Origin of the sequence: Bradyrhizobium sp. LB14.3, from assembly GCF_040547985.1 — a bacterium.
GTDB lineage: Bacteria > Pseudomonadota > Alphaproteobacteria > Rhizobiales > Xanthobacteraceae > Bradyrhizobium.
The window spans coordinates 159,723-186,582 of sequence record NZ_JBEPQT010000010.1; the positions used below are offsets into that span (position 1 = coordinate 159,723).

Annotated in this window: 23 protein-coding genes and 1 pseudogene; 7 read left to right on the plus strand and 17 right to left on the minus strand. The window is 58.9% G+C overall.

The window, feature by feature from the left end; all coding sequences use genetic code 11:
* Positions 1–254: 254 nt before the first annotated feature.
* Positions 255–1,408, plus strand: a protein-coding gene (locus ABIB00_RS20280; RefSeq protein WP_354049800.1) for an IS3 family transposase whose coding sequence is annotated in 2 segments (ribosomal slippage) — positions 255–513 and positions 513–1,408 — 1,155 coding nt in all. Because the reading frame shifts where the segments join, the coding sequence is not laid out codon by codon here.
* 556 nt (positions 1,409–1,964) lie between these two features.
* Here ABIB00_RS20280 and ABIB00_RS20285 read toward each other — a convergent pair.
* Positions 1,965–2,588 (minus strand): NUDIX hydrolase, encoded by a 624-nt coding sequence (locus ABIB00_RS20285; RefSeq protein WP_354105588.1) that lies wholly within the window; start codon positions 2,586–2,588, stop codon positions 1,965–1,967.
* Positions 2,589–3,407: 819 nt separating this feature from the next.
* Positions 3,408–3,896 (minus strand): GNAT family N-acetyltransferase, encoded by a 489-nt coding sequence (locus ABIB00_RS20290; RefSeq protein WP_354105589.1) that lies wholly within the window; start codon positions 3,894–3,896, stop codon positions 3,408–3,410.
* Positions 3,897–4,411: 515 nt separating this feature from the next.
* Between ABIB00_RS20290 and ABIB00_RS20295 the strand changes: the two genes are divergently transcribed.
* Positions 4,412–5,629 (plus strand): MFS transporter, encoded by a 1,218-nt coding sequence (locus ABIB00_RS20295; protein WP_354105590.1) that lies wholly within the window; start codon positions 4,412–4,414, stop codon positions 5,627–5,629.
* Between the two features lie 435 nt (positions 5,630–6,064).
* Positions 6,065–6,361, plus strand: coding sequence for a chorismate mutase (locus tag ABIB00_RS20300; RefSeq protein ID WP_247396690.1), 297 nt, complete (start codon positions 6,065–6,067; stop codon positions 6,359–6,361).
* An 86-nt stretch (positions 6,362–6,447) separates the two neighbouring features.
* On the opposite strand, the gene ABIB00_RS20305 is transcribed toward ABIB00_RS20300, so the two are convergent.
* Complete coding sequence (locus ABIB00_RS20305; protein WP_247405904.1) at positions 6,448–7,305, minus strand: protein-L-isoaspartate O-methyltransferase family protein; 858 nt, start codon at positions 7,303–7,305, stop codon at positions 6,448–6,450.
* Positions 7,306–7,423: 118 nt separating this feature from the next.
* On the opposite strand from ABIB00_RS20305, the gene ABIB00_RS20310 reads away from it, so the two are divergent.
* The gene (locus ABIB00_RS20310; protein ID WP_354105591.1) at positions 7,424–7,999 is read left to right on the plus strand and encodes a hypothetical protein; all 576 of its coding nucleotides are present in this window, start codon (positions 7,424–7,426) and stop codon (positions 7,997–7,999) included.
* On the plus strand, positions 7,999–8,262 hold the full coding sequence (locus tag ABIB00_RS20315) for a hypothetical protein (RefSeq protein WP_247396694.1): 264 nt from the start codon (positions 7,999–8,001) through the stop codon (positions 8,260–8,262). The genes ABIB00_RS20310 and ABIB00_RS20315 overlap by 1 nt, the downstream gene beginning before the upstream one ends.
* Positions 8,263–8,358: 96 nt before the next feature.
* On the opposite strand, the gene ABIB00_RS20320 is transcribed toward ABIB00_RS20315, so the two are convergent.
* From ABIB00_RS20320 to ABIB00_RS20350, 7 genes are all read right to left on the minus strand, one after another.
* Positions 8,359–9,621 (minus strand): MFS transporter, encoded by a 1,263-nt coding sequence (locus ABIB00_RS20320; RefSeq protein ID WP_354105592.1) that lies wholly within the window; start codon positions 9,619–9,621, stop codon positions 8,359–8,361.
* 55 nt (positions 9,622–9,676) lie between these two features.
* Positions 9,677–10,627 (minus strand): phosphotransferase, encoded by a 951-nt coding sequence (locus tag ABIB00_RS20325; protein ID WP_354105593.1) that lies wholly within the window; start codon positions 10,625–10,627, stop codon positions 9,677–9,679.
* A gap of 353 nt (positions 10,628–10,980) precedes the next feature.
* A complete protein-coding gene (locus ABIB00_RS20330) occupies positions 10,981–11,358 on the minus strand; it encodes a nuclear transport factor 2 family protein (RefSeq protein WP_354105594.1) in 378 nt (125 codons plus the stop codon).
* A gap of 354 nt (positions 11,359–11,712) precedes the next feature.
* Positions 11,713–13,125 carry a pyruvate kinase gene (gene pyk, locus ABIB00_RS20335; RefSeq protein ID WP_354105595.1) on the minus strand — a complete coding sequence of 471 codons (1,413 nt, stop codon included), beginning with the start codon at positions 13,123–13,125 and terminating at the stop codon, positions 11,713–11,715.
* Positions 13,126–13,424: 299 nt separating this feature from the next.
* Positions 13,425–15,200: an FAD-dependent oxidoreductase gene (locus tag ABIB00_RS20340; RefSeq protein WP_354105596.1), complete on the minus strand. Its 1,776-nt coding sequence runs from the start codon at positions 15,198–15,200 to the stop codon at positions 13,425–13,427.
* A gap of 30 nt (positions 15,201–15,230) precedes the next feature.
* On the minus strand, positions 15,231–16,055 hold the full coding sequence (locus ABIB00_RS20345; protein WP_018457725.1) for a phosphoenolpyruvate hydrolase family protein: 825 nt from the start codon (positions 16,053–16,055) through the stop codon (positions 15,231–15,233).
* Positions 16,048–17,226, minus strand: coding sequence for a Tm-1-like ATP-binding domain-containing protein (locus ABIB00_RS20350; RefSeq protein ID WP_247376955.1), 1,179 nt, complete (start codon positions 17,224–17,226; stop codon positions 16,048–16,050). The genes ABIB00_RS20345 and ABIB00_RS20350 overlap by 8 nt, the downstream gene beginning before the upstream one ends.
* 323 nt (positions 17,227–17,549) lie before the next feature.
* On the opposite strand from ABIB00_RS20350, the pseudogene ABIB00_RS20355 reads away from it, so the two are divergent.
* Positions 17,550–18,077, plus strand: a pseudogene (locus tag ABIB00_RS20355) (transposase family protein); the annotation flags it as partial.
* 35 nt (positions 18,078–18,112) lie between these two features.
* On the opposite strand, the gene ABIB00_RS20360 reads toward ABIB00_RS20355, so the two are convergent.
* From ABIB00_RS20360 to ABIB00_RS20390, 7 genes are all read right to left on the minus strand, one after another.
* Positions 18,113–18,814 carry a branched-chain amino acid ABC transporter ATP-binding protein gene (locus ABIB00_RS20360; protein WP_354105597.1) on the minus strand — a complete coding sequence of 234 codons (702 nt, stop codon included), beginning with the start codon at positions 18,812–18,814 and terminating at the stop codon, positions 18,113–18,115.
* Complete coding sequence (locus ABIB00_RS20365; RefSeq protein WP_018457729.1) at positions 18,807–19,541, minus strand: ABC transporter ATP-binding protein; 735 nt, start codon at positions 19,539–19,541, stop codon at positions 18,807–18,809. Before ABIB00_RS20365 ends, ABIB00_RS20360 begins: the two co-directional genes overlap by 8 nt.
* Positions 19,528–20,565 carry a branched-chain amino acid ABC transporter permease gene (locus ABIB00_RS20370; protein WP_354105648.1) on the minus strand — a complete coding sequence of 346 codons (1,038 nt, stop codon included), beginning with the start codon at positions 20,563–20,565 and terminating at the stop codon, positions 19,528–19,530. The genes ABIB00_RS20365 and ABIB00_RS20370 overlap by 14 nt, the downstream gene beginning before the upstream one ends.
* Positions 20,566–20,643: 78 nt before the next feature.
* Complete coding sequence (locus tag ABIB00_RS20375) at positions 20,644–21,861, minus strand: substrate-binding protein (protein ID WP_371827294.1); 1,218 nt, start codon at positions 21,859–21,861, stop codon at positions 20,644–20,646.
* A 7-nt stretch (positions 21,862–21,868) separates the two neighbouring features.
* A complete protein-coding gene (locus ABIB00_RS20380; protein WP_026233434.1) occupies positions 21,869–22,726 on the minus strand; it encodes a branched-chain amino acid ABC transporter permease in 858 nt (285 codons plus the stop codon).
* Positions 22,727–22,762: 36 nt separating this feature from the next.
* Positions 22,763–24,277, minus strand: coding sequence for an amidase (locus ABIB00_RS20385; protein WP_354105598.1), 1,515 nt, complete (start codon positions 24,275–24,277; stop codon positions 22,763–22,765).
* 430 nt (positions 24,278–24,707) lie between these two features.
* The gene (locus tag ABIB00_RS20390) at positions 24,708–25,595 is read right to left on the minus strand and encodes a helix-turn-helix domain-containing protein (RefSeq protein ID WP_354105599.1); all 888 of its coding nucleotides are present in this window, start codon (positions 25,593–25,595) and stop codon (positions 24,708–24,710) included.
* Positions 25,596–25,841: 246 nt separating this feature from the next.
* Between ABIB00_RS20390 and ABIB00_RS20395 the strand changes: the two genes are divergently transcribed.
* Positions 25,842–26,777 carry a ribokinase gene (locus ABIB00_RS20395; RefSeq protein WP_354105600.1) on the plus strand — a complete coding sequence of 312 codons (936 nt, stop codon included), beginning with the start codon at positions 25,842–25,844 and terminating at the stop codon, positions 26,775–26,777.
* Positions 26,778–26,860: the final 83 nt, after the last annotated feature.

Below are 26,860 nucleotides of genomic sequence, written 5' to 3' on the forward strand. Positions count from 1 at the left end.
AGTGTGGGCGTCAAAGGGCATTTCGATTCGACGGAGCTGAAATTTCTGTGCTTTGAGAGACTGTCCGCAAGCTGCTCCAGCCGGAAGGCTCTTCGTGTAAGTACCTCGTAAGCAGATGAACAGTAAGGAAGCCGTTAGCGCCACGTACGCCGGTAGCGAGAGCTGTTCTTTGAAAACTCGCTGAGTTGAAGGTTTGAGCTGCACCCGGTTCCGAAGACACCAAGTTAGGTGTTTTATGGAGCAGGAGGTGCGTCATGGAGAGAAGGCAGTTTACGCGGGAGTTCAAGCTTGAGGCCGTGCGGCTGATCAAGCAGCGCGGCGTGTCGTATGCGCAGGCGTCCAAAGACCTTGGTATTCATCCGACACAGTTGCGCAGTTGGGTGAAGCAGCTTGCGGACGATCCGCAACATGCATTCCCTGGCCACGGTCAGATGAAGCCAGAGCAACTGGAGATCGCGCAGCTGAAGCGCGAGGTCATCAAGCTTAAAGCCGAACGGGACATCCTAAAAAAAGCCGCGGCCTACTTCGCGAAGGAATCGACGTGAAGTTCGGTTTCGTTGCGAAGCACCGAAGGATCTGGCCGGCGGAATGGTTGTGCGAGGCGCTCGGTGTCTCGCGGGGTGGCTTCTATGCCTGGCTGACACGGCCGCGCAGTGAACGCAGCCGGACCGAAGAAGAGCTTGGCGCGAAGGTTCGAGCCAGCTTCCTGGCCAGCGACCGGACCTATGGCGCCAGGCGGGTGTGGCACGACCTGCTGGCCGAAGGGATATCTTGCGGGCTGCACCGGATCGAACGATTGATGCGGCTGCAGGCCCTTAAAGCACGCCCACGACGGCGTCGACTGCCGCCCGATCTGGGTGAGCGGCAGATCGCCGCCGTCGCTCCCAACGTGCTCGACCGCTCCTTCGAAGCGCCCGCTCCCAATCGCAAATGGATCGCTGACTTCACCTATGTTTGGACGGCGGAGGGTTGGCTCTACGTGGCCGCAGTCGTTGATCTGTTCTCGCGGCGGGTGGTCGGCTGGTCAATGAGTACAGCAATGACGGCACAGCTCGTCACCGATGCCCTGGTGATGGCGATCTGGCGACGAGGCAAGCCGGACGCGCTGTTGCATCATTCCGATCGCGGCAGCCAATACACCAGCGAACAGTTCCAGAGGCTGATGGCCGATCACGGCGTGGTCTGCTCGATGAGCCGGTCAGGCAATGTCTGGGACAACGCTGCAATGGAGAGCTTCTTCTCGTCCTTGAAGACCGAGCGAACAGCGCGCAAAGTGTACCGGTCACGCAACGAGGCCAAGGCCGACGTGTTCGACTACATCGAGCGCTTCTACAATCCGAAGCGAAGGCATTCGACGATCGGATATCTGAGCCCTATGGAGTTCGAACGGAAGGTCGGATTAGCTTAAGCCGGTGTCAACAGAACCGGGTGCAGCTCAGTTTTCCAACACTTGAACTTCGAAGACAGGTAGGCTGGGCGAAAAGAGATGCACACCTAGTTCAGCTGGGTAGAGCGGGCTCCTGCAAAGGTCGAGAGGCCACACGTTTGGGTCGTATCGAATGCGCAATTATGATTGCTCGCGAGCCAGGCGAACGCATTTGAGCGTGGCATAGAGGCGGTCACCAATGCAGTCGAATTTCAGCGCCCTTACTTTTGTTGGTCGACGTGATCGCTAATGAAGCTGCTTGACCAATGTCAGCTACGTTGAGCTGCGATGACGCACCCGAAACCCATTGAGCGTTGTGCGCAGCGTCCGCACTACACCACCGAATGAGTGCCGAAGGGCTCGGTCGCGACGTTCACTAGAAGTGAAGATAGCGACCAGCGACCGACTTTCAAAAGCACGCGCAAGGCGCCGTGGTTGATGGCGCCCGAATGATTCTCTCTGTCATGCGGAGCTCTTCATTCGGCAACATCGGTGTTGACGGACGAAAGAGTGCGGACCAAGAGAATGGATCGAGCTCTCAATCGAAGAAGGCAGGTTTGTTCGCGTCAGTTGCGAATGCGAAGGCTGCTTCAACGTCACTCTCGATAGTTCTACCTCGCGACAGCGGAGGTAGCCGATCTTTCGGAAAAAAGATCGCCTCGCTCGTCTCCAATCTGGGCCCGGCCTCACCGCCTGAGAGCCTATCGCAAAGAAAGAAAACTTTGTAGAAATCCCGGACATCAGGCGAATAGGAAGCGCCGGCCTTGTGTCGGACCCCGTAGAGGCGACGAACAGACACTTTCAATCCGGCCTCTTCGTACAACTCCTTTGCGATATTTTGGGCAGCAGAAAGGCCAACGTCTGCAAAGCCGCCAGGCAAGGCCCAAAGACCATCGCTCTTCTCACGGACCAGAAGGACCTTGTTCTCTTCTACGATCGCTCCGCGCACATCGACTTTCGGTGTCGCATAGCCCTTCGCGAAATCAGAGACGAGCCCTTCTATCCTCTCGATGGGAACACTTCCCAAGTCGGCGAGCATTTCATTGGCTATAGAGGCAATCTCCTCGTAACGTTCTCGATCAAACTGATCTCGCGCAAAATGGAGCCCACTAGACGCAATAGCTTGCAATCGTTTCCCATACGTCAGCCACTGAGGCTCCATAGCGCACTCCGTCATCATTCCGATGATATCATAGCAAACGGCGCATTGAGGCGAAAGCTTATGCTTTGGAAGTCAGCCAGAGTCAGCGCAAACAGCGATGAATGACCAATCCCGAGTCGCCGCGCAATATAGCGAAGTCGCACCCGCACAAACCGCTTGCGAGGCAGGGTCTTGAATGCCCAGCGCGGCGATCATCGGATAACGGAGGGCGGAATTCGCCGCGACGCGGCCTCCTGAAGATCGGGATCTCCTGCCCCAGCTTCTGTCTACGGTTCCTGTGACGGCCCCTGGTACGTCATTTTGAGCTGAGCGCGCTTGTGCGGCGTGAGCGATGTTATGAGGTCGCAAGTTCCAGCGCACGAGTCCGCAGATGCGCTTGGCGCGATGTCCTGGAGATCGGCCAGCATCAGAGGGCCGCGTCGATGCTTGTGCCGGTCGCCTCCATACCGCGCGTCCTGGCAAATCGCCGGACTCGAGGCTACGCGGCGGCGACTACTTAAAAACTAGCTCCGCTGTGGCAGGCTGGCCGGTGCGAAGAGCGAATTGGGGTCTAAGGCGCAGCATAGTGGGCAAGCTCACATCGACTGCTTCGATGATGACAAATGTGTTCGAACCAATGGCGAAGGCACCGAAGGCACCGATTGTTCGAGCGGTCGAAATGAGCTTCGTACGTGCGATCGGAAGAGGTGAGACGATGGTCTAGGTTGTTCATGGCGGCACGTCGTGCGGCTTAGGAGGAAGGCTCGACATGATGTTTCGAAATCGCGCCGGCCTGCAGATAGAGATGATATCTGAGGACCAAGTGCTCTGCACTCTGCTCTATCGTGCCATTTCCATGACGACAATCTCGATCGGATCTCCGCCAAGCCCATGAGAGAAGTAGCCCTTCTGGATGGCCCTGAAGCCATGACGTTCATAGAACCGTTGCGCGTTCAAGGTTGACTCGATTTTGATTGGTCCTGGGTGTTCCTTTGCCGCGGCTTCAAGACCAGCTTTGAGCAATCGCTCACCAATTCCGCGGCCTGCTGCCTTCGGCAAAACGAAAAGGCGGGTCACCTCGCCAGGAACTGAGTCGACGAACCCCAATACCTCGCCGTTCTGCTCGGCTATGATCGTGGTGCCCGCAGCGATGACATCCTCGTAATATTTGGCAGTACGTTCTCCCATCCACCCCTCCAGTTGCTCGGGCTTGTAATGGGTGATTGCCAGTTCTTGAACCGATTGTGCCGTCACGTCATAGAGCGCCTGGGCATCGCCAGTGTAAGCCGCGCGCAATACCGTTTCGCCATCAACTTTTGTGCTGCTCATTGGTGATTCCTTCGCAACCATTCACCAAAACGTATCTCAGATTGTGGCCGCAGCATTCCCGCAAAACTCGCAGCGGGATGAGCCAAATCGTGATCTGTAGCGGGTCGCGTGCACCGAATCGCTGCATCCTGACGCTCCGCATTTGCACGCCCTGCCGGGCGAGAAGATGTACGCGTCATGCCAGCGTGAAATATCTCCACTTCGAAGGGGCCAAGCTGCGAGACGTCATACTCGCCGAGCTCGCCGGGGTGGGGTAGATCGACGCGAAAGCATCAAATAAAGCCGCTTTTCGAAACAACAGCGCCGGTTGTAGCGAAAAACCTCCTGGAAGGCTTGTATGATGCGGGGCTTACGCAGATTGGTGCTCGAATATCCCGCCGAGCTTGAGATCACACAGGATGTGGAGAGGTGCTGGGGCCGTGGCAGCGCCGTCGTCCCCGGGTATTCAGGCACGACCATCGGCCGCCCCTTATCCTGAGTTGCATGACGGCTTTGAACACCTCGCGATGAACTGAATGGCCAGGATCATGAGCTTATCTCCTCCTGATAAACGAACAAAGCTAATCCTTGCCGCTCTGATGATCGCTGCGTTCGCTATTGGCCTAGATACGTTTGTCATCATCGGGGCACTAGAAGTGATTTCTGGTGACCTCAACATTTCAACCGGTGCGGCGGGATGGATAATCTCAATCTACGCACTCTCCTACGCTGTATTTGCGCCGCTGAATGCCTGGATGTTCCGGGCCGCAAGCCGCCGCAACGTCCAGATCCTATCCGTTTCAATCTTCATCATCGGCAACGTGATCTGTGCGATCGCTCCGAACTTTGCAACCCTTGCTGCAGCTCGCGTCATTTCAGCCTACGGCGCAGCCATGTTCACCCCGGCGGCCACCGCATTGGCAACCGAGCTGCTGCCGCCCGGTAGCAAAGGGTCGGCATTGTCCCTTATCTTCGGTGGTATGACCGTTTCACAAGTTGCGGGTGTTCCGGCGACCAGCTGGATCGCTGATGCCATCGGCTGGCGGTTTGCCTTCGGTTTTGTGGCAGTTGCGGGGCTCCTGGCATTGCTGATCTTTGCCCCTATGATGTCCGGTGTCTCTGCAAAGGCGCCGGAGCGCGGAAATGGCCCGGCTTCGAAAGACTTCCCCAAGGCTATCTACGGTGTTCTTTCGGTTACCCTATTCGTGGTCATTTCCGAGTTCGTTGTTTACTCCTATGTGAGCGTCATTATCACCGGTTCTCTGCTTCCAGGCGTGCCGCTGCTCTCAGGCGCGCTCTTTGCGTACGGTTTCGGAGCTGTGACAGGAAACGCAGCGTGCGGCTTTCTAACTGATCGCTTCGGCCCCTACAAAGTTCTCATTGCGGTGATCGGCGCACAACTAATGGTTCTCGTAGCTCTGGTAGGGTTCGGGCATCATGGTGCCTTAACCGTGCTCATCGCATTTCTTTGGGGCAACGCGAGTTACATGTATCTCGTTCCGATCCAGCACCGGCTTCTCGATCTAGCCGGGGAGAGGTCGAAGCTAGTTTTGGCAATGAACAGCTCGACCACCTTCGCAGGAATAGCCATCGGGGCCGTTCTCGGCGGTATCCTCGTCGAAACTAGCGGGGTCACATCCCTTGCTGCAGGGTCGATCCTGATTGGCCTCATCGGCTTCGGACTGGCTGTTGCTTTTATGAGTGAAGTTGCAGCTGCAGAAGCTGCCACTCCGGCAGTCCGTGGGTTCGACTAAGGCATACGACCCTATGACCAGACCTCATAGAGCAAGGGCATCCACCACTTGGCACGCTCGACGATCCTTCACCGCGCCCAAATTAAGAATGCGGTGGCCTGGTCGCGCTGGCCCGCACCGCGGCGGCTGGCTAGGCACCGCGGATGCCGTTATTATGCCGAGCCTGAAAGTGCAGTAACGTACGTGGTTCTTGAGATTGTTGGCCGCCTGGCTATCCAAGACCCGCAGACCTCGATGGCCACATGGGCCAATACTGATTTACTGCGCTCGAGTCAGAAATGCTTTCAATGCCGAGGTGGCGTACTGAGATTGATCGAATTAGTTCAATCAGACCGGGCTGTTAGGGCCCAGTGACTCGGAAAGCCTGAAAATGTTTCAGCCAGAGACCCGGGTGTCCAGCTGGAAAGTATGGTTGCATAGAAAGGAGACGCGAACTTGGAAACTCCATCCGAATTGAACGAACTGCGGAGCAGCATCGATAATCTCGACGCGGCCCTTATCCACATTCTCGCGGAACGTTTCAGGTGCACTCGGCAGGTCGGAAAACTAAAAGCGCGACTTCAATTGCCTTCGGCAGATCCAGCTCGTGAGGAACGCCAAGTAGAAAGACTACGCACGCTCGCACAGGCAGCTAGCCTTGACCCAGAGTTTGCCGAGAAGTTCCTATCATTCATTAGCAAAGAAGTGATCCTGCATCACGACCTTACTCGTGGAGCAAACGCCGACGTGTAAAATTGGCTCGACCACGCGCGTTCTCGTCGGAGCCGGTGATCTTCAACTTGGCTGAACAGGTATGCGCTCGATCAGTGTAGGTCGTCTTAGCATGGAGGATCACGCTCGAGCCAGAAGCCCGGCCCGCTAAACCACACATTCTCTGAGTCGTTAAATCTCGGCTCACCTACGTGCAACGCGCGAATTGGAAGGTTGCGAAGCGGCAACCCGTCGATCGCGTTATGTAGACGTCTTGCAGCGTCCTCATCGCGTCCACCCGTGCAAGGATAAATAGAGACGGCACCAATGGAAGAGGCCTCGAAGTGGTCTCGACGCCGTACCACATGGAGAAGAAAGCCTTTCCAGGTATCGTCGGTCATAGGCATCAGAAGCCGGCCACCTTCGACAAGGCGATCAAGCCAGACACGGGATGGGTGAGTGGCTCCGGCGAACACGATGGCGATATCAACCTTGCCGACATCTACCGCCCGGCCGTCGCCCGAGACGACATCGACCTGGGGCCAGCTCTCGAGGTTCACTCGGGCCCGCGACGCCAACTCTGTGTCGGTTTCGATCGCCGTCACACGACCAGCGGGTCCGACAATCTCGGCCAGCACCGCCGAATAGTATCCGGTGCCGGCACCGACCTGAAGTACCTGCTCGCCGGCGGCGATGTTAAGATGGTCAAAATTGCGGGCCCAGAAGCTGGGCATCCCATTGTTGAGGTTACGACTCGCATCGATCGTCACGAGAACGTCATGGTAGAGCCAGCGCGGGTCGTCATCAGGGGTCAGAAATGGGTCGCTGTATGGGTCGGAGATGATGCTCCACGGCCCAGGGCCTACGAATTGCTCGCGCCGAACGGTGGCGAAGGCCTCGATCAGCTTCGGGTTACGCAGGACCGGGACTTTGTATCCCAGGTCTTCTGCATACCAGCGGCGCGCCGCTGCCAACGTGTCGTCCATGAAGGCTCTCCTGTTGCGATACAGACGATGCGTCTGAACTCCGGTCGGGCAGACACGTCAAAAATGTTTTTCTTCGGCTGTCCGCACTGGGCTGGCTGGAGCGCATAGCACTGTGAACATGGAACCATTGACTATCACTCCCCATCCTGCCAACGCGGTCGCCCATGCGACTGATGTCGTAGATGCCCTGTCCGATATCGATCTCGTGCGGCTCAAAGCTCTTGCACGATTGTGGAGCCGCGACCTGCCGGGAGGGCTCTCCTGGACCGACATCCTCCACGAGGCGATTGCACGCACCCTCGACGGCTCGCGCCCCTGGCCGCCCGGCGTGCCCATCCTGGGCTTCCTGTCGGGTGTGATGCGCAGCATCTGCAACGACCATTGGCGTCGTGCGCGGCTTGAGCAAAGGCTGTTCGTGAGCCGCGATAACGAGGACCAGCGGAGCGGGCCCGGTGGAGATGCCGACGAGGTGCCCGATCCGGAGCGGATCTTGGTTGCCGCACAGACGCTGGCCAACATCTATCGGCTGTTTGAGGGTGATCCACTGGCGCTGAAAATCATCGCAGGCATGGCTGATGGTCTGGCGGCTAGAGAGATTTGCAAGATCCATGAGATGTCCGAGCTCGATTACGACACGACACGACGACGGATGAGGCGCACGTTGCTGCGCCAACACCAGTACTGGAACAAGTGATGACACGCTGGCACCCGAGTCTCGATCTGGAGCGATTGTTCGAATCGCTAAGCGTGGAAATCCTTTCCGCCACCGATGAGGAGGTGCGCCAGATGTCCGACCGTCAAGGATGGAAGGTCGCTAATACGGCTCAAGAGCTCAGAAAACTCATCAGGGCTGCGGGGGCGGATGTTGGCGTGAAACAAGACTGCGACGGGCGCGGGAGAACTGGCGCAGGCGGCAGTATTGGCGCCGTTGAGCAAGCGGAGAAAAATCAGCAATAGACAAAAGTATGCCGGGGGATATCGTCCGCGAGCGTCCACGATGTCGCCCTTCGGCCCCAGAACTCGGCGGCATCGCCCATCGTCGATGCTGACCTGTCAGGTGCGAGCGGGTCTGCCGCGGCGAGTCCAGAGAGCGAGGAGCGCGGTCGCGACTAAGATCATCACGCCGCATGCCATGTAGAGCTGAGCTTCCGTCGTATTCGGAAGCAAAGTGGGAAGCAGGAAGATCAGCGCACCAACCGCTCCGGTTAAAAGACTAGTAAAGGCTTGAACGCGTCCGATTAGCGCGGAATCGACCACGGTTAAGAGATGTCCGTTCGCCGCCGCCCGCGATAGGTTCCACAGCATCCCAGCCGCCGCATAGAGCACAATTGCGACAAGCGGGTCGGTCGCAAAGGACAGGACGAGCAACGAGCCCCCCGCGGCGGCCACAAGGGGCGTCGTCATACGAGCCATTCTTCTGGCCACGGCTGGGATCCCCGCAGCGGCTAGAGCGGCCATGCCCGCAATCGCAGCCGTCATCTCGAGTGTACCGAAGAGGCGACTACCTCCGCCGAGCGAATGACTGACGAATCCAGGTAACAACAGGTTTGTGATCTGAATGACGGCAAATACCAGGCCCACTGATACCGACGCGGATAGGGTTTGGGGCTCGTTCACAAGATAGTTGATCGCTTCACGAGAAGCCGAAAACAGGTTGAGGCGCTTCGCTGCGTGTGTGCGCGTAGGATACGCGGTCAGATTCCTCAACAGGGGCAGAACGGAGATCGCGACGAAGGCAAACAGGGCGGCGGTCGTCGCGCTGCCGACGTGAGCGATGCCGTAGCCGGCCGCACCTGTGCCCAAAGCCATCCCCGCCTGATTGAAGAACGACAATCGCAGGTTAAAGCGCATGCGCTCGGTCTCGGGAATCAGCCACTGCAGGATGCCGCTCATCGCGCCTGCTAGAATCGCGTAGCCGAAAGCTCCGAGAACTGTTGATAGAAGGAGGATAGGACGCGAGAGCGCATCGGGCAAAACTTGTACCGGAGCCAACATTAGCAAGCCCAAAGCTCTGACGAGTTGTCCCGATGCGGTGACCCTGAGGTGATTGTGACGGTCGACGAGATGTCCGCTAAGCGGCGCCAGGGCAAAACCGGCAAGACTGGAGGCCAGCAGAACCAGGCCCACCAGGTTCGATCCGCCCACATCGAACGCAACCCACGCCGGCATGACAATTCCGGCGCCGACGATGAAGAAGGAGATGGAAGAAAAGCCAATGAAGCAACGTCGCTGCATTACTTGCGAATGGAACCCGTGCATCTCTCTCGTTGGCTCACTGAAAGCGATCTCGGAAAACCCGCCCGTCGGGGCGGTCACAGTTTACGCCTGAGTAGCCTCGAGTGCTGCAGGCAATCACGAATAGATCCTCGCATCAGGAGACAAATGCGCGAAGCTGGCGGTGGGCGGCCTTGCTCACGGTCGTCTTGGCCTGGGTCAGAACATCAGCCCACAGCGCGCCGTCGAGCTCGCAATAGTCAAACAAGAACCGCAGTATGCGCAGCTGGTGTCCAGCCACCATCCGGCACACAAAATAGACAAAGGACTCATTTTCGTCCACGCCATATCCGGTCAGGAAGGCCTTCCACAGTGCGCCAACATGGTCATCGGCCGTGAGTTCTAGCCAAAGCACCATGGCCGCCACGTCGAGCCATTGAGGGCCGCGGCCACAATCATCGAAATCGAAGAATGTGACGCGCTCGTCCTGAACCCGCATGTTCATCGGCCTGACATCGCCATGACAAAGCCCTGTCGGGCCAATCGACTGGCTTGCACCGGCGCCCAGGAGCAGACTTAGTGATTTGCTGATGTCGTCGGCAAGCCTTGGAGACCTCTCGGCGATCATCGCGAGCGTCTCCTTGTCCCTCGCCTCGCTCAGAAGTTCCCTGCTCGGCGCCAGTTTCGTGAGCCTGGTCTGGCGGTGCAAATCGGACAGGGCAACGCCGGCGCGATACCAATCGGCCGGTGTAGCCGCGAGTTCCCGCCCCGCAGCCGGCGCGAAGACGCCAAGAAGGCGCCTGGTGCGGTCAGGCAATTCGAATGTGGAGAACGACCTTCCCTCATGGTCGATGAGGGGCCGAGAAGCGTCAAGCGCAGGCGTACTTTGAAGGGCTCGGAGCACGGCCATTTCGCTGGCCACATCGGCAGCGGAGCGGCCCCATGTTCGATACAGACGAACGAAAGCCCGATCTTGGGCGCCGTCACGAACCACGAACGTCCAATTCGCACCTTTCACAACTGTCGAGACCCTGCCGGTTAGGCCATAGGTATCGGCAACGTAGGCGTGAATCGCTCGCTCGACGGCCGCGCGTAGTTCCTGTTGCATGTCCACCTATCCGATCGCCGATGCGCCGCCCGGATATCACGAACACCACGCCTCGTCTTGTGACGGCCGACAAGCGCCGAGCAGAGCAGATATGCGAGCGGAGCTCTGGTCGGATAAGTGGGTGGGCGGCCTGGTCGCGCACCAGCTCGAAGGCGTCGCTTCGTTCGATCGAGGGACTGCCCTTCTGCCGTCACTCGCTTCAGCAAAACAGGCGTTACCTCGCTGCCGTCCTGTTTCTCGTTGCGAGCGCTGTTCGACAAATTTGGGCGATCCAGAGGCACGATGGGGCGAGAGGCAGCTTGAGTATGCCACTTCAGCTACAAACTCCGATACCGCAAAGCTTGGTTCGGCGATCAATCGGGGATGGCAGATGAGTGATGGTGTACGATCTTCCACACGCCGTCCTCGAGACGTAATACGAAGGTGAACCGAGCCGGCGTCGACACCTCATGACCATTCCGCATCCGTGAAAAGACATAATGTCCCACCACCAAAACAACGTTGTACGCCAACGTGACGGAATGCCATACGTCCATTCTTACGGTAGCGATACCATGAAAGTAAGTGCCTATCTCTTTAGCCCCGATGCAGAGCTTAGCACTCGATGTACCCTGAAACAGCGCATCATCGGCGTATAGCCCAACCAGACGTTCCGGCGCGTGCACATTGAAGGTTTGCTCCCAGAGCTCCAGGAACTCGTTGACGTCCGGCACCAAGAAGTTGTTTTTCATTACAGATCTCGTTCGACGCTATGACTCTGAAAAGCTGGAACGCCGTTCCCGTACGCCGTATATCACGGCTAACACCGGCTACTCGCAATCAAGCACTGCCTGTTCGAACCTCCGAGGAGCTCAAAAAAACTGCCAGAGCATTGCATCCGGCCCGCCGCATCACTGCGCCATTTCGACCGAAAGCGTTTCTTCGATAACCGGGAGCAAATCAACGAGCCGAATGCTGTAGTCGAGCCCAAGCAAGGTCAGCTCCTGGTCTCACCGATGAAGAATCAGAGCGTTGTCGGCGATCATTGTTCGGCCCGTAGTGCTTCGTTTCTTAGGGCAGATGTAGCGAAATTGTCCTGAACCATTTTAGCAGGTGACAATACGGACGTTGTTGGTTGCACCTATTTGCCCAAACGGCACGCCGGATACGACGATCATCAAATCACCTGCTTCAAGATAACCTTCATTGCGCGCCACCGCTGCGGCTATCTGCGTCATCTCCTCGTCGGTGGCGGGATCGTCTGAAACGATGCTGTGCACCCCCCACAGCAGGCACATGCGCCGCGCGACGTTCTCATCTGGAGTGAGAGCAAGAACCGGCACCGGGGGCCGCTTGCGCGCGATGCGCGCCGCCGTCGTGCCGCTTGCGGTGAAACCGATGATCGCCTTCGCATTGAGGGTCACCGCAAGGTCTGCACCAGCGGCGGCGACTGCATGCGGTGGGGACATCTCTTCGTCGGCTTGCGAGGCTTGGACCAGCGACCGATAGAGATGATGCCGTTCAGTACTTCTGATTACTTTGTCCATCATGACAACTGCCTCGATTGGATAGGCGCCGCTTGCCGACTCAGCCGACAGCATGACCGCGTCAGCTCCATCGTAGATGGCGGTAGCGACGTCTGAGGCTTCCGCGCGCGTCGCTGTCGGTGCAGCCACCATCGACTCCAACATCTGTGTTGCGACGATCACGGGCTTTCCGGTCAGCCGACAGGCGCGGATGAGTTCCTTCTGTCGGCCCGGCACCTCCTCGGGCGGGATTTCGACACCGAGATCACCGCGTGCGACCATAATGCCGTCTGACAGGAGAATGATATCGTCGATACGATCGAGCGCCATAGGCGTCTCGATCTTCGCTATCAGACCGGCACGCTCGCCGATCAGCCCGCGCGCCTCTAGGAGGTCGGAAGGCTTCTGGACGAACGACAGGGCGACCCAGTCGACCCCGAGTGCGAGGCCGAAGGCGAGGTCGCCGCGGTCCTTCTTCGTCAGAGGAGATATAGCAAGCAGCGAACCTGGCAGGTTTACCCCTTTGCGATCGCGGATCGCTCCACCGACGAGAACTGTCGCGATGATCTGCCCATCGCCCGGACTCTCAACGCGCAGGCGCACTCGGCCGTCGTCGACGAGAAGAGTCTGGCCCGGACGTGCGGCCGCGAATATTTCCGGATGAGGTAGTGGGATCGATTGCGTTCCGCCCGTAGCTCCGTCGAGCACAAATCGAACCTTCTCGCCGGCGCGTAGATCGAGCTTGCCGCCTTCGACGGCGCCGATGCGGATCTTCGGTCCTTGCAGATCCTGCAGGACGCCTATTGGCGTGCCGAAGTCCCGTTCGAGATTGCGGATCGAGTCATAGACCCGTGCGTGATCGTCCAGGCTCCCGTGACTGAAATTGAGTCGGAACGTATCTGCGCCTGAGAGATAGAGAGCACGCAATCGTTCTGGTGCAGCTGTCGCCGGACCAACGGTCGCAACGATTTTGGCGAGGCGCGAACGACGCATGTTGATTCCAGACGTAAGAGGATGAAACGCGTGTGATAAAATGCGAAGGTCGGTCTTCGATGATGGCGTTCAGACTCTCGCGTGATGGGCTCGCATCCCGCCGCCGCAATGCACCTCCGCCGAAGGCGAAATTGATCACCCCGGCTCAACGCGGTCCGGGAGGCATCCAGCAGAGATTCGAACAGGAGAACGCCGCCAGAATGAAGACATGGTCCTTGCTTCCCAAAGCAGCAAAATCGACGGCATCAAGACGACCGAATTGACCTCGTGTCGCGATACAGATGCCGTGAGTCGCGATTTCACGTTGCGGATGCAGGCGCCTTCTGCACGCGATGAGCGGATGCCAGAATGTTCGAAACTGCCCGGTAAGCGAAGACTATGCCGGGGCCGATGGTGATGCCTGCTCCCGGATAAATTCCACGCATTGGTGAGGTCATATCATTGCCGCAGGCATAAAGACCCGGGATTGGCTTGCGTTCTGCGTCCAGAACCTTGCCGTAGCTATCGGTCGCCAAGCCGGCGGCTGTGCCGAGCGTTGCCGGAACGATCGGCAGCGCGATGAAGGGGCCACTCTGGATGGGCCCAAGATTTGGATTTTTCGTTCCTACCGAGGGATCGCCAAGCGTGCGGTTGAACGCCGATTCACCGCGTTTGAAGAGCGGATCGACGCCAGTGGCGGCGTGCGCATTATGCTCCTCGACCGTCCTTTGGAGCTCGCCGGGATTCAACCCAATTTGCATGGCTAGCTCCGGTATCGTTCGGCCCAGTGTGACGTAGCCGAGCCGCGCGTACTTCCGGATACTCAGCGTCCATGGCCAAGGCAGCAGATGTCCCATGCCCCTCAGCCGAACGAACTCGTGATCGCAAACGAAGTAGAACCGCTTGTCTGCGGGATATCCGTTTCCAAACATCGCGAGGCAGATATCGTGGTATGAATTGGATTCGTTGACGAAACGTTGCCCATTCGGGGCAACCGCGATGACGCCGGGTCGTCCGCGGTCGAGCCATCCGTAGGGGACAATTTGGGAGCCTGTCCCACTCCTGAGCATCGAGACTGGAGTCCAGAACCCTGCAGAAGCGACGTCCTTGTCGATTGCAGCTCCGAGCTTCGAGGCAAGGTTAATGCCATCGCCTGTAACATCGGCATGAGCCAGCGTGTCGTCATGCTGGTGTGGGCCGCTCAGCTCGGCTCTCAGCTGCGCGTTGCGGGCGAAGCCGCCGGTCGCGAGAATGACAGCGTGGGATGCGCGCACGCGGATCTCAGAATTGCCGCGTTTGACGATTGCCCCTGTGACGCGCCCGTCTTCCATGACGAGCTCAACGAGAGGAGACGCCGGCCATATTTCTACGCCTAACTTCCGCAAACTCACGAGCAGGCGCGCAATCAGGGCATTGCCTCCGCTGAACTCGGTGCCGCGCCTGTAGCTCAAGCGATCCCGCGCGTAGCGAGTCACGCGACGCAAGACATGCTTGAGGGAAGCAAACGATTGGAACGGATTCAGGAAGCGTCGGACTTCGCTGGAAGAAATCATCATCCCCCCGAGCACAACGCGAATGGGGTCGCCGATCAGATCGAAGTCGGGGCCGAGCAGCCGCGCATCGTAGGGTGCAGGGCTGAGTGCCCGGCCCTTGTCGACTCCGCCGACCTGGCTTGAGTGATAATCGGGCGCGGAGGCCAGCGTGAACTTGACCTCTGTCCCGGTCTCGAGAGCGGCAAGCGCAGTCGGCCCGTCCTCAAGATAGGCTTCGATGAAGTCTTGCCGATAGTAATTGCCAAGCTCATGCTCGAGGTATGTCCTGGCTTTCGGAAGCGAGTCATCGATTTTGGCGGAGCGCGCCTGAAGCGAACAGGGAACCCAGATCATGCCATTCGACAGCGACGTGGTCCCGCCGAGACGCGAAGACTTTTCGCAAACCGTCACGCGAAGTCCATTCTTTGCGGCGTAGAGTGCCGCCGAAAGGCCGGCTGCCCCGCTACCGACTACGAGCACCTCTGTTTCGAACGTTTGAGTAGCATCTATTGGTGGCAATGCCGCTGTCCTTTGTTCGCCTGATTGGTTGATCGGCTTGTCCATCTCCGCCTCGCTGCGGTGTTTCTTTGAACGTCAGTGATGTCGCGGAAGGGGAACGGCTTTGAACTCCTCTGCCGCCGCTTTGACCGAGCGTTCAATCGGTATTCGTTCGATTGAGGAGGCCCCGACAAAGCCGACACACTCAGTCGACCGATAGACCTCGAACGTGTGCTGGGGCTCCGCGACTGCCCCACCATGACAGAGCAGGATGACGTCCGAGCGGACCGCTTGCGCGGCCGCGTTGATCTCGTTGATGCGCTGGATCGCCTCCTGGATGGACTGGCCCTCCTCATGGCCCACGAGCCCGCCGCGCGTCGCGCCGACATGTGGGACGATGCAGTCGGCTCCGCTGCTTGCCATGGCTTTGGCATCTTCGGGGCTCGCAACGTAGGCAAGCGAGAAGATGTTCTTCTTGCGGGCAGTCGCAATCATCTCGAGCTCGCGCTCGAACCCAAGTCCAACGCGACCGCGGCGGTCACGCCATTTCTCTCCCATCGTGGAGATGGTCGGATAGTTGATCACACCGGAGAATCCGGCGGCTAGGAAATTGTCGAGAAGATCGTCGAGATCGAGCCGCAGGGGATCCCAGGCCTCGACGCCGCCTATGACGGGTACGGAAGACACGACGTTGCGGATTTCTGCCGCAAGCTCCAGCGTACGCGCGTTGGAGTCACCAATACGACTGGTGGGGAGCCCCATGAGCCGCGAGAGCCCAGTAGAGTAGACCACCAGCATATCCGCCCCTCCGAGTGCCGCGCATTTTGCGACGAGGCCGCAGCTGCTCGCCGCGGCAAGGACCGCTTTTCGCTCCGCGACCTGACCTGCAATCCTCGAGAGAATTTCGGTTCGCTCAAACATCCGCACGGGACGTGCCTCCTTGACCTAATTGTTTGAGGAGCCACGTCACGGCGGCCTCGGCAAATTCGGGGTCGTTGATGTGACAGTCCAGCTCGCAGACAACGATCTCTGGCCGGAGATTGTCCTTAACTGCCTGGAGCCATGCCCCATCGGCATCGGCATCGCGAAAGACGCCACCCTCTCGGTCGTAATCTGACACGCCTTTGGCTGGCCAAAGCACGGCTGCCGGCCCGCGTGCTTGCGAGAGCCGCTCGGCCGTAACCCGGCCGATTTTTGCGCTCTCCGCAGGCGTGGTTCGCATCAGTGTCGTGTACGGTGTATGTGAATAGAATTGGCGGCCGCGAAATTGATCGGGAACGCTGGCCGGTGGACCAAAATTGACCATGTCGATCGCGCCGGGCGCGATGACTTGTGGGATTGAGCGGCGCGAGGCCGCCTTGAGCCGATCGGGCCCGGCGCTGGCCGTGCCTCCCATGAGTTCATCGGCCAATTCCGTTGTGGTCAGATCGAGCACGGCATCGAATTCGCCGGCAGCAATCAGCTGCTCCATTTTGCGACCGCCAGCACCGTTGGCAGGAAAAACGATCGCGTCTGCGCCGGCCTCTGCAAGACGTGCCACGCATTGAGTTGCCGCGGGCGTCGTCACACCGAAGGCCGTGATCGCAACAATCTTTCTTTCGCACCCATGCTTGGCCGGCACATAGCGCATGGCCGCAATGGCTCGGCCTGCATTCTCCAGCACCCTTGCCGTGAACGCGTTAATGCCGAAGAAATCGACCAAGGTCGGATAGAGCATGATGTCGTTGTGGATCGCGAGTTCGGCCAGGAGCGCTGGTCTTGCACTGGTCACCAGCAGCTTGGGGAAGCCGTAAGGCAAATCAGACACGACCTCGCCGAAAACAGCGCTTCCCTTGCCTCCTGCAATGGCCACAATCGCGCTGATTGCGCCCGAGGCGAGCAGGCCAGCCACCTTTATGCGGGTAGCTGCGGCAATCTCTTTCAGGAGCTCGGCGGGCGAGGCTGAGCGCGCGCGGCTCGCGTCAGTTGCGTGGGCGGCCTTCACCTCATTATTTGAGGTCCCGATATCGATCAGGATGGTCTTTCGGCCGCATGTTTGGATGATGTCCGAGAGGAAGGATGCTTCGGGGCCTTTGGTGTCCAGCGTAGCCACGATTGCAACCGCGCCTGAGGCGCCGGCCGAAATCCCAGATCGATTACCATCCCGGACCGACCCCTGGTCGCCCGTGCAATGGTGAGACACGATCTTCCTCCCGGATCATTCTTAATAGCATGTGGTCTAAACCGAGCCGACGCTGGCTATAACATCGGCGAGGAGTGTGATTGGGTAAGATTGGGTAGATGCCCTGAAACGGCGGCTTATAGGAAGACTGCCGGCCTCCCCTCAGCTTTTCTCAAAAGCGCGTCCTTCTGGAACTTGATGTAGCGTGTCTGTGGGCTCGACCAAGCAATCCTGGCGCCCCTGCAAGCGCAACCCATGCCCCGGAGCCGGAGTGCATTCGGCAAAGGCCGCCGCGCCCTACGAATTGGACGTGAGGACCTCCGTCCTCAGCAACAAACCGCCGGGCCCGTGGTGGCCTATTCGTGCTGCACGCCGGCGCAATGCCCGCCCCCCTGCGAAGGTCACACGTTTGCGGGACGTCATCGACTGCGCCGAGACACTCTGTGGCTGTGCGATTGAGCGGGCCTAGCAGGGGCACTGCGGTCACGACGCACAAAATTCACCTTCGCGTCTTCATTTTCGGGAGAAGCGCGGCGTCTTCGGTGTCATTAGGCGAGAGCTGCGCCGCCGCTTCCCCATCGAGCCCATGATCGGACACACAAAAGCCGAAGGTGACCTCGGCCACATACCTCAAGTGCAGCGCCGACGATGCCGCAAATGTCATCCTCTCAGCCGTTGGCCACAACATGCCGCCGCATCCTCGCTGACTCAGACAACGCTTGAGCGGCCTGTTCGCCGGACCGCTATGGCGAACCCTCGCCTGCTCCGCCAAGCTCACTTAGCGAGTGAGTTAACTATCTCGGACTGGCGCTAAAAACTAAGGTGCGAGGTACCGCAGAAGTTCCGGATTGCCGCGGACATCGCCTGCCGCGCCGTGCAGCGCGATGCGGCCGCGATCGAGTACGTACGCGTGGCTCGCCACGCGCAAAGCGAGATCCAGGTGTTGCTCGACGATGATCACCGCGATCTCCTTGGTGAGCGCAGTCAGGCGTTCAGTGATCTCCTCGATCACGCCGATCCAAACTCCCTCGGTCGGCTCATCCAGCAGCAGCAGCTGTGGGCTTCCCAGTAGCGCACGCCCGATCGCTAGCATCTTACGCTCGCCGCCCGAAAGAGTGCCGGCTGCCTGATCCAAGCGGTGGCCGAGCTTGGGAAAGATCGTCAGGACCCGATCAATCGCCGAAGCGTCGGTGTTGGAGAGCGATCCCACTGCGAGATTATCACGTACCGAGAGGCGTGCGAACACCGAGTGCTCTTGCGGCACATAGCCGATACCGGCGCGCACACGCTGCTCGGTCCGGAGGCGATTGAAATCGTGGCCATCAAAGAAAACCTCGCCTCTCCAGCTTGGTAGCTCGCCGACGATGGCCTTCATCAGCGTGGTCTTGCCTGCACCATTCCGGCCAAGCACGGCGACACCGCCGCGCCTAGGAATGCCGAGGGTAATGTCAAACAGCACCTGGCTGCGGCCATAACCCGCGTCGAGATGCCTTATGTCGAGGAACTGTTGTTTAAGCACGGCGCAAGTAGATCTCCTGGACACGTTTGTTGGCCTGGATCTCCGCGACGCTTCCTGTCGCAAGCACCTTGCCTTGGTCGAGGACGGTGAGGCGGTCGCAGATATCGCGGATGAAATCGAGATCGTGCTCTACGATAACGAGAGAGCAATGCTCTTTGATTGGTCGCAAGAGTTCGCCGGTGACGCGGCGCTCCTCCAGACTCATGCCTCCGGTGGGCTCGTCCAAAAGCAGGAGCCGGGGCTTGCCCGCGAGCGCCATCGCAATCTCCAGCCATTGTTGCTGACCATGAGAAAGCGCTGCTGCGGCATCAAACGCGCGATCGGCAAGACGAAACTGGGTGAGCATCATCATGACTTGGTCGTGCAACTGTCTGCGGCTGCGCGAGAACACAAGATCAAGAAGCGAGCAGTGCCCCTGCAGCGCGAGCAAGATATTGTCGTAGAGGGTGAGGGTTGGCAGCACCGATGTGATTTGGAACTTCAGGCTCATGCCAGCCCGAGCGCGCTCGGTGGGCGTGAATGCGGTGATGTCAGTGTTGATGAAGCTGACCTTGCCTTTCGTCGGCACTTCCGCCCCGGCAATGCACTTCATCAGCGTGCTTTTGCCCGAACCGTTCGGCCCGATCAAACCGTGGAACTCGTTCTCGCCGACCGTGAGAGCCGCGCCATCGAGTGCCGTAAGCTTGCCAAAGATCTTTCCAATGCCTGCGGCTTCAAGAAGCGGCATGATGCTGCGCCCTCTTCTTGTTTTGCGCTTTCGCGGCGAAGCCACCCACGCGCTCGCGCTCCGTCAACACTATGCTGATAAGCCCGAGCGGCCGGAAAAGGATCACGAGTAGCAGGAGCAGGCCCAGAATGATCGGCCAGATGTCGCGGTAATTGTCCGACAGCCAGAAAGAGAGGCCTTCGACGATGGCCGTACCGATCACCGCGCCTATCAGCGTGCCGGAGCCGCCGAACAGCACGTAGAGCACGACCTGCGTGGAGACCACAACGCCGATCATGTTGGGCCACACAAAACCCTCGTGGAAGGCATAGAGGCTGCCGGCCAGGCCTGCGATGGCGCCGCTGATCGCGAACACTATGGCCTTCAGATGCTGTGTCTTATAGCCGAAGAAAGCGATGCGCTGCTCGTTCTCGCGGAGGCCAGCGAGCGCGAGACCGAACTGCGAGCGCACCAGGAAGCGGCATGCTAAGTAGACAATGACGAGAAGCCCCAGTGCGAGATAGTAAAAGATCGGCCCTTCCGAGAGTTCGTAGGAGCCGAGCGTCATCGGCGGAATCGAGGGAATGCCGTTCTGGCCGCCAAGATAGTACCAGCCTCGCGCGAGACGATCGGCGGCATAGGCGCCGGTGAGCGTACCGAGCGAAACGAAGATCACGCTGGCTGGATGCCGGCCGAGTAGGAGGAAACCACCGAGCAGCAGCGCGAAGACGAGGCCGATTAGTGTGCCCGCCGGCAGCACTAAAAGGATTGAGGTGATGTCGAGATCGCGTGCAAGCAGCGCGACGCCATAGCCTGCCGAGCCGAAGAAGAGGGCCTGCCCGAAACTCATGATCCCGGCATACCCCCACACCAGATCGAACGAGAGAGCGAAGATCGCCAGGATCACGACGCGAGTCGCAAACACCGTAAGATAGTCGTGCAGCATCACCGGGAGGACTAGTGCTCCAATCAGCACTAGCCCTTCGATGATGAGCAGGACCCGTCGCGCAGGGCCAACTTGCCCTGCAAAGGCGGTTTCCGCCATTTCAGCCGTCGCACAATTCACTTCTAATGTGGGCACCGATGGCCTCTCTACCACGCTCATCGCATCCACCGCGATTCGTCAGCATTCCCTGGGATCAACAAGCCCATTGCTACGTTCCACGATTTCAAACTTCCCGCTTTTGCACACCGCCGTGTACATGTTCATCTTACAGTGCCGCTTGCCCGGCACCATCTCGGCGGGTCCGCCCGGACCTTCCGCGATCTTTGCGTGATCGAGCGTCGCAGCCACCGACTCGCGATCGACCTTCCCGGCTTCCTTGACCGCGGCCTCCCAAAGTTTCAGACCGCGATAGGTGCTGGGCGCGGCACTGCTCGCGGCAAACAGGGAATCTCCAGGATACTCCTTTTCATAGGCCGCCTGAATTCTGGCGGAGACGGGATCATCTTTGGCGACTGCTTTGTAATAGTCGAGGCAACTCGCAAGCCCTTCCATCTCATTGACCGGATGGAGGCTAAGATAATTCTCATCCTCATTCACGGCAGCAAGCCGTCCGCCGTTCTTGAGATAGCCCGCTTCATAGAGCTGCTTGAATAAGGGGCCGACACCGGGTGGAATGACAGTGTTGAAGACAGTGTCGACCTTGTTAGAGATAATCCCGTGGACAGTAGCGGAGAAATCGACCTGGTCGAGAGGATAATACTCCTCGAACACGACCTCGCCGCCATTTGCTTCAATCAACTTACGGGCGTATGCATTAAGATTACGCGGCCAGATATAGTTAGAACCTGGAAGGGCGAACCTCTTGCCGCCGTTCTTGATCAGCCAAGGGATAAATGTGTCGCATTGCTGCGCCGGTGTGGCGCCGGTGCAGAACAGGTATGGTGTGCATTCCTGACCTTCATAGAATTGTGGATAAATATAGAGCGTCTTGCCCCGTGATACGATTACATCCTTGATCGCGTTGCGCATCGAGCTCGCGAGGCCGCCGAGGACCATGTCCACCTTGTCGCGCTGGATCAGCTTGCGCACATTGCCCACCGCCACCGATTCATTAGAGGCGGTGTCTTCGATATAAAGCTCGAGCGGCCGGCCCAAAAGTCCGCCGGAATTGTTGATTTCCTTGATCACCATTCTGGCGACGTTGGCATCCGCCTTTCCGGCAAAGCCGATTGGGCCGGTGAGATCGATCGCGATGCCGACCTTGATGGGGCCTTCGGCCGCATTGGCCCAGTCGGGGCGGATCACCCAACTGCTGGCTCCTGTGGCGATCGCACCAGCCGTGAAAGCGAAGTTCGAAAGGAAACGACGACGTGTGAGTTGGACGCGATCAGCAATCATATGACTACACTCCCCTTTGCGCGATGAGGCCTTGCGGGCGGAACTTGATGAAACAGATGGCAAGCACGAAGACGAGCACGTCGGCGACTACCGGTGCCACTGCCCAAGGTAGCGCCGCGGTAAGAGCGCCGATTACGCCGGCCCCTGCCACCGGTCCGATGAAGGAGCCGACGCCACCGACCATGACGGCAACAAATCCCTGGATCAGAAAACGAATTCCGAGATCGGCAAATAGATCGAAAACCGGCACGATAAGCGCACCGGCGAGCCCCGCTAACGCTGCGCCGAAGGCAAAGGTGGCGCCATAGATGAAGGTCGTCGAAACGCCAGAGGCGCGCGCCAGCGCTGGATTTTCCAGCGTCGCCCGAACGCGCAGGCCGAAGCTCGTGCGCGACAGGAGCAGATAGCAGGCCCCCATCACCAAACCCGTGATCACGAGTATCGCGAAGCGCCAGGCCGAGATGTGCATCGTGGCGATAGCGATAGATCCGCCAATCGGCTCCGGAACCGTCAGATAGAAGCCGCCAATCAGGCCCCGCACCGTTTCTCGGATGATAAGACCGAGGGCATAGGTGCCGAGCATCGCCACGATCGGTGCCGCATAGAAGCGGCGGATAATGAGTGCTTCGAGTACAAAACCCAGCAATCCGACGAGGATCGGTGCGGCCGCCATACCGACCCAAACGGGGAGACCATGACTATAGGCGAGATACGTAATATAGGCACCGAGCAACACGAACTCGCCTTGGGCAAAATTGAAGATGCCCATCATGCTCGCTATGACTCCGAGGCCCAGTACGATCAGGACCATGATCGCGCCGAAGCTCAGAATGTCGAATGCCGCCATGAATGCGTTAGTCATATGTTGCGATCCACCCGGGCGCCATCGCAGCCCGCCTCACATCGTCTTCCAGTCGCCCATCTGTTCGAAAGCATGGGCGGCGCGGTAGACGGTGGATTCCTCGAAGTAACGACCGACCAGCATCAGGCCTACTGGTAGGCCGTCGACCATTCCGCAGGGCAGTGACATGGCTGGATGATGCGTAATGTCGAATGGCGCGGTATTGGTGAACATCTCGATCGCGCGCGTGAAATAGTCCTCGCGACTGGCGCCGGCAGGCGGCAGCGGCGTTGCCTTCATCGGCGTCGTCGGCATGAGTAGAAGGTCATAGGTCTCCAGAGCCTTGTCGTATGTTGCAGCGAGGCGGCGGGAAATATTGACGGCCTTGCCGTAAAACCTGGAACCAAAAGTGTTGTTGATGTAAGTGCCGAGCAACAGGAACAGCTTGTTCGTTTCGGACAACGAGTCCGCCTGCCGCCGCCATCCGCGATGGAAATTCATCAGGGAGGTCGGGTAGAGATCGCCTCGGCTGAGACCATAGCCGTCGCCGAACATCATGGTCTGGACGGCGCCCTCGGTTCCGATCGGGGTCCAGATCGCCGCCCCCAGGAGATGCATCGGAATGGAGACGGTCTCAACAGTCGCACCGAGATCTTTAAAGCGCTTGGCTGCCTCGCGTACGCTTTCATTGACTGCAGCCTCCGCGGACGGCTGCTCGAAACCTTCCTTAAGGATGCCGATCTTCATCCCTTTGATGCCTGCACCCAAGGCCTTGGTGTATTCGTCAACCTTTGGTGCCTTGATGCGCGAATCGTAGCCGTCGTCACCGGCGATCACCTCGAGCAGCAGCGCGTTATCGGCCACTGTTGCCGTGATCGGTCCGGTGTGATCAATAAAGACCTCGATCGGCATGATGCCCGTGTAGGGAACGAGACCCCAGGTCGGCTTCATACCGTATGTGCCGCAGAACGAGGATGGCATGCGGATCGAGCCGCCTTGGTCGCCCCCGATCGCCATGTCGACCTCGCCGAGCGCGACCACAACCCCGCTTCCCGAGGAAGAACCGCCGGCCGAATAGCCCATCCTGTGTGGATTATGCACCGGACCGGTCGCATTGGTGTGGCTGCCACCCGAGAGACAGAAGGCCTCGCAGTGAACCTTGCCGGCAATCTCGGCACCAGCATCGAGCATGCGCGTAACAATGGTGGCGTCGAAGTCGGGTACGTAGCCTTCGAGGGTGGCCGAGCCATTCATCATGGGCACCCCGGCCAGCATGATGTTGTCCTTCAGGGCCACCGTCTTGCCCTTGAGCTTGCCGCTCGCCGCGCCCTTCACCGTCGACTTGCGGTACCAGGCGTTGCGCGGGTTCTCCTCCGGTGACGGCCGATAGCCCGGAGTGCGTGGATATTTGACCACCGGCAATTCGTCGGGCATTGCAGCGACGAGATTGTACGCTTCGAGCGAGCCCTGCATCAGGCCTCGGAACGAGGCAACGTCCTCATCGGTCAGTGAGAGACCACACTGTTCGGCGATGCTACGAAGCTGGGTTGGCGTGGGAAGGGCGACTGACATGAGGCTCTCCTAAGAAATTTCATCCCGGCATTTGGACGTGCCGCCCATCGATTATTCTACGATGGCCACTTACTCGCCACATACTGCGGAGCAAGTGCATTCGCCCAAAGTGGGCGCGCAACGTGATCTGGGTAATATTGGGTAAAGCGGCTTCGGGTGCTGAATGCATTTGGGTGCGGAGCCCCTGCCGAGCCGCCAAACCTTGCCACTTCCTGTCGCGGTCAACGCGAGCACTTCGGGTGTTACGAAGAGGCACGGGGATTCTAGAAAACCAGCGTCATCAGCTGACAGTTGCAATGTGGCAGTGATCTGACAGAGTAACGCGATGCATTAGGGGCTTAGTTTCCGCAGGGAAACATCCAGCTACGTCATCTTGGAGATGTGCTCCAAACATTTAATGGCCAAACGTTGAAGGCTGCGACGCATCGATTCAATTCCCTTCGGCGCGCCGCCAAGTGTGGGGGGCCGTGCCAGTGCTGCGCTTAAATTCACGACTGAAGTGATAGACGTCGCAGAAACCGCAGCGTTCGGCGATAGCATCGAGCCCCGCGTCAGTTTCCAAAAGTAACTTTTGCGCCATCAAAATACGCTCTCGGATCAGCCAGCGTCTCGGACTGATCTGTAGATACCTTTGGAATAGCCGCCGCGTTTGTGCGGCACTGAGCCCGGTCACGGAGGCCAGTTCCTCGGCATGCCAGGATCGCGCTGGAGCCTGCCGCATCTTTGAGACGATGGCGCGCAATGGGGCTGGAAGACGAGACTCACCGTGCTTGGGTGAAGGCGCTGCTATGAGGTGCAGCAGTTCTGCCACAAGGTGATTGAGGGCCATATCGACGTTATCATCTCGAGCGCGCAAGACACCAAACAGCTCTTCGAACCACCGGTCGATGTTGTTCGGCGCCAATATTGTTGCGAGGGTTGCACCACCGCCGAACACCTTTCGCCGAATGGCTGCACAGTTTGGTCCGTCGACCCGTACCCATAGAACGGTCCAGGGATCGCTCTCGTCGGGCCAGTGCGCATGCGGTGTCTCGTTGGCGATCCACATCAACTGATTGCGCCCAACACTCAATGTCCTTCCCTCGCTCGATACGAAGCCACGACCCGCTGTGCAGTAGAGAATGTCCTGGCCCGGATAGCTATCTCGCGCGATGTGATGGTCAGGGGCAGTAATGACTTTACCAGCCCTCAGCACCGTAAAGGCGCAGCGAGTCCAGGCGCCATCAGGAAGGACATACTGATGGCTCTCAGGGAAAAATGTGCGCTGCAGTATTTTTACCATGCGCGTTTTATATAAATCAGAGCGTGCTTTGTCCATTTCTACGCACGAGCTGCACATCTATGCTCGCTCACAACGACCAATAAGCAAACTCGCCGATGGGCCATCCTGGATGCACGTTTTGTCTCCTTGGGCGGCTGCTGCGAGTATTTAGGGAGGAGCTGGTGTCAATACTCAGCGCCCGCGAACAGCGCCGTCACGCTGAGCGCCGCACTTCCCTTATGCCGATATCGTGGAGGCAATCCACACAAGCGCGAGCTTTAAGCACCTTCAAGGGAGGAATCGATGGGTAAACCGAAAATCACCGTCGTTGGCAGCTTCGCAGTGGGACTTACCATTCGGGCTCCGAACATTCCCGTCTTTGGCGTCACAATGCTCGGCAGCAGTTTCGATATGGGGCCTGGCGGAAAGGGCTCAAACCAGGCGGTTGCGACCGCGCGGCTGGGGGCGGACTCCTCGCTGGTGGCCATCATCGGCAAAGACAAGTTCGCCGATATCGCAACCGATCTGTTCAAGGCCGAGGGCGTTGGTACAGCGCATGTCAAGCAGATCGCTGAAAGTCCAACGGCGGTGGGCTTCATCATTCTCAACGAGCGCGGTGAGAACTTCATCATCATGGACTATGGCGCAACCAACGCTATGGACCCGGCTTATGTAGATCGCGCCGAGAGCCGCATCCGGGAGAGCGACGTCGTCATGGCGGTGCTCGAACCCCCGGTCGAGGTAGCAATGCGAGCCATGGAGCTGGGCCGAAAACATGGCAAGAAAACTGTCCTTAATCCAGCTCCCGCCGCGCCGCTTCCTGATGAGATTTTCCCGCTAGTCGATTACCTGACGCCGAACGAGAGCGAACTCCGTATTCTGCTCGGTCTACGGCCGGACGATCCGCGCCCTTCGCGCGAGCTAGTGGAGCTGCTGCGCAAGCGCGGCGCCGCCAATGTGATCGTAACCCTTGGCGACCGCGGCGTGCTCATTGTGACCGACACGATCGATACAGCCATCCCATCCGCCGAGGTCGACGTCGTGGACACGACCGGCGCTGGCGACGCGTTTAATTCCGGCTTCGCCGTGGCTCTGGCCGAAGGACGGGATGTGATCGAAGCCGCGCGGTTCGGGGTTTGCTGCGGCGCCCTGGTCTGCACCAAGCTCGGGGTCATTCCTGGCATGGCAACACGTAGAGCAGTCGACGAGATGTATCGTACAATTTTCGCGTCGGGTTGAAAGGAATCAGAATGAGCCTGAACCATATGCTTCAGGATGCCGACTTGGCCTGCTCCGTCGTCAAGAGAGGCATTAGCGAGGTG

Coding starts and splice junctions, on each gene's coding strand:
- ABIB00_RS20285 (WP_354105588.1), bottom strand. CDS start 2,588: ATGGAGCCTCAGTGGCTGACGTATGGGAAACGATTGCAAGCTATTGCG.
- ABIB00_RS20290 (WP_354105589.1), bottom strand. CDS start 3,896: ATGAGCAGCACAAAAGTTGATGGCGAAACGGTATTGCGCGCGGCTTAC.
- ABIB00_RS20295 (WP_354105590.1), top strand. CDS start 4,412: ATGGCCAGGATCATGAGCTTATCTCCTCCTGATAAACGAACAAAGCTA.
- ABIB00_RS20305 (WP_247405904.1), bottom strand. CDS start 7,305: ATGGACGACACGTTGGCAGCGGCGCGCCGCTGGTATGCAGAAGACCTG.
- ABIB00_RS20310 (WP_354105591.1), top strand. CDS start 7,424: ATGGAACCATTGACTATCACTCCCCATCCTGCCAACGCGGTCGCCCAT.
- ABIB00_RS20315 (WP_247396694.1), top strand. CDS start 7,999: ATGACACGCTGGCACCCGAGTCTCGATCTGGAGCGATTGTTCGAATCG.
- ABIB00_RS20325 (WP_354105593.1), bottom strand. CDS start 10,627: ATGCAACAGGAACTACGCGCGGCCGTCGAGCGAGCGATTCACGCCTAC.
- ABIB00_RS20330 (WP_354105594.1), bottom strand. CDS start 11,358: ATGAAAAACAACTTCTTGGTGCCGGACGTCAACGAGTTCCTGGAGCTC.
- pyk (WP_354105595.1), bottom strand. CDS start 13,125: ATGCGTCGTTCGCGCCTCGCCAAAATCGTTGCGACCGTTGGTCCGGCG.
- ABIB00_RS20340 (WP_354105596.1), bottom strand. CDS start 15,200: ATGGACAAGCCGATCAACCAATCAGGCGAACAAAGGACAGCGGCATTG.
- ABIB00_RS20345 (WP_018457725.1), bottom strand. CDS start 16,055: ATGTTTGAGCGAACCGAAATTCTCTCGAGGATTGCAGGTCAGGTCGCG.
- ABIB00_RS20365 (WP_018457729.1), bottom strand. CDS start 19,541: ATGCCGCTTCTTGAAGCCGCAGGCATTGGAAAGATCTTTGGCAAGCTT.
- ABIB00_RS20370 (WP_354105648.1), bottom strand. CDS start 20,565: ATGGCGGAAACCGCCTTTGCAGGGCAAGTTGGCCCTGCGCGACGGGTC.
- ABIB00_RS20380 (WP_026233434.1), bottom strand. CDS start 22,726: ATGACTAACGCATTCATGGCGGCATTCGACATTCTGAGCTTCGGCGCG.
- ABIB00_RS20385 (WP_354105598.1), bottom strand. CDS start 24,277: ATGTCAGTCGCCCTTCCCACGCCAACCCAGCTTCGTAGCATCGCCGAA.
- ABIB00_RS20390 (WP_354105599.1), bottom strand. CDS start 25,595: ATGGACAAAGCACGCTCTGATTTATATAAAACGCGCATGGTAAAAATA.
- ABIB00_RS20395 (WP_354105600.1), top strand. CDS start 25,842: ATGGGTAAACCGAAAATCACCGTCGTTGGCAGCTTCGCAGTGGGACTT.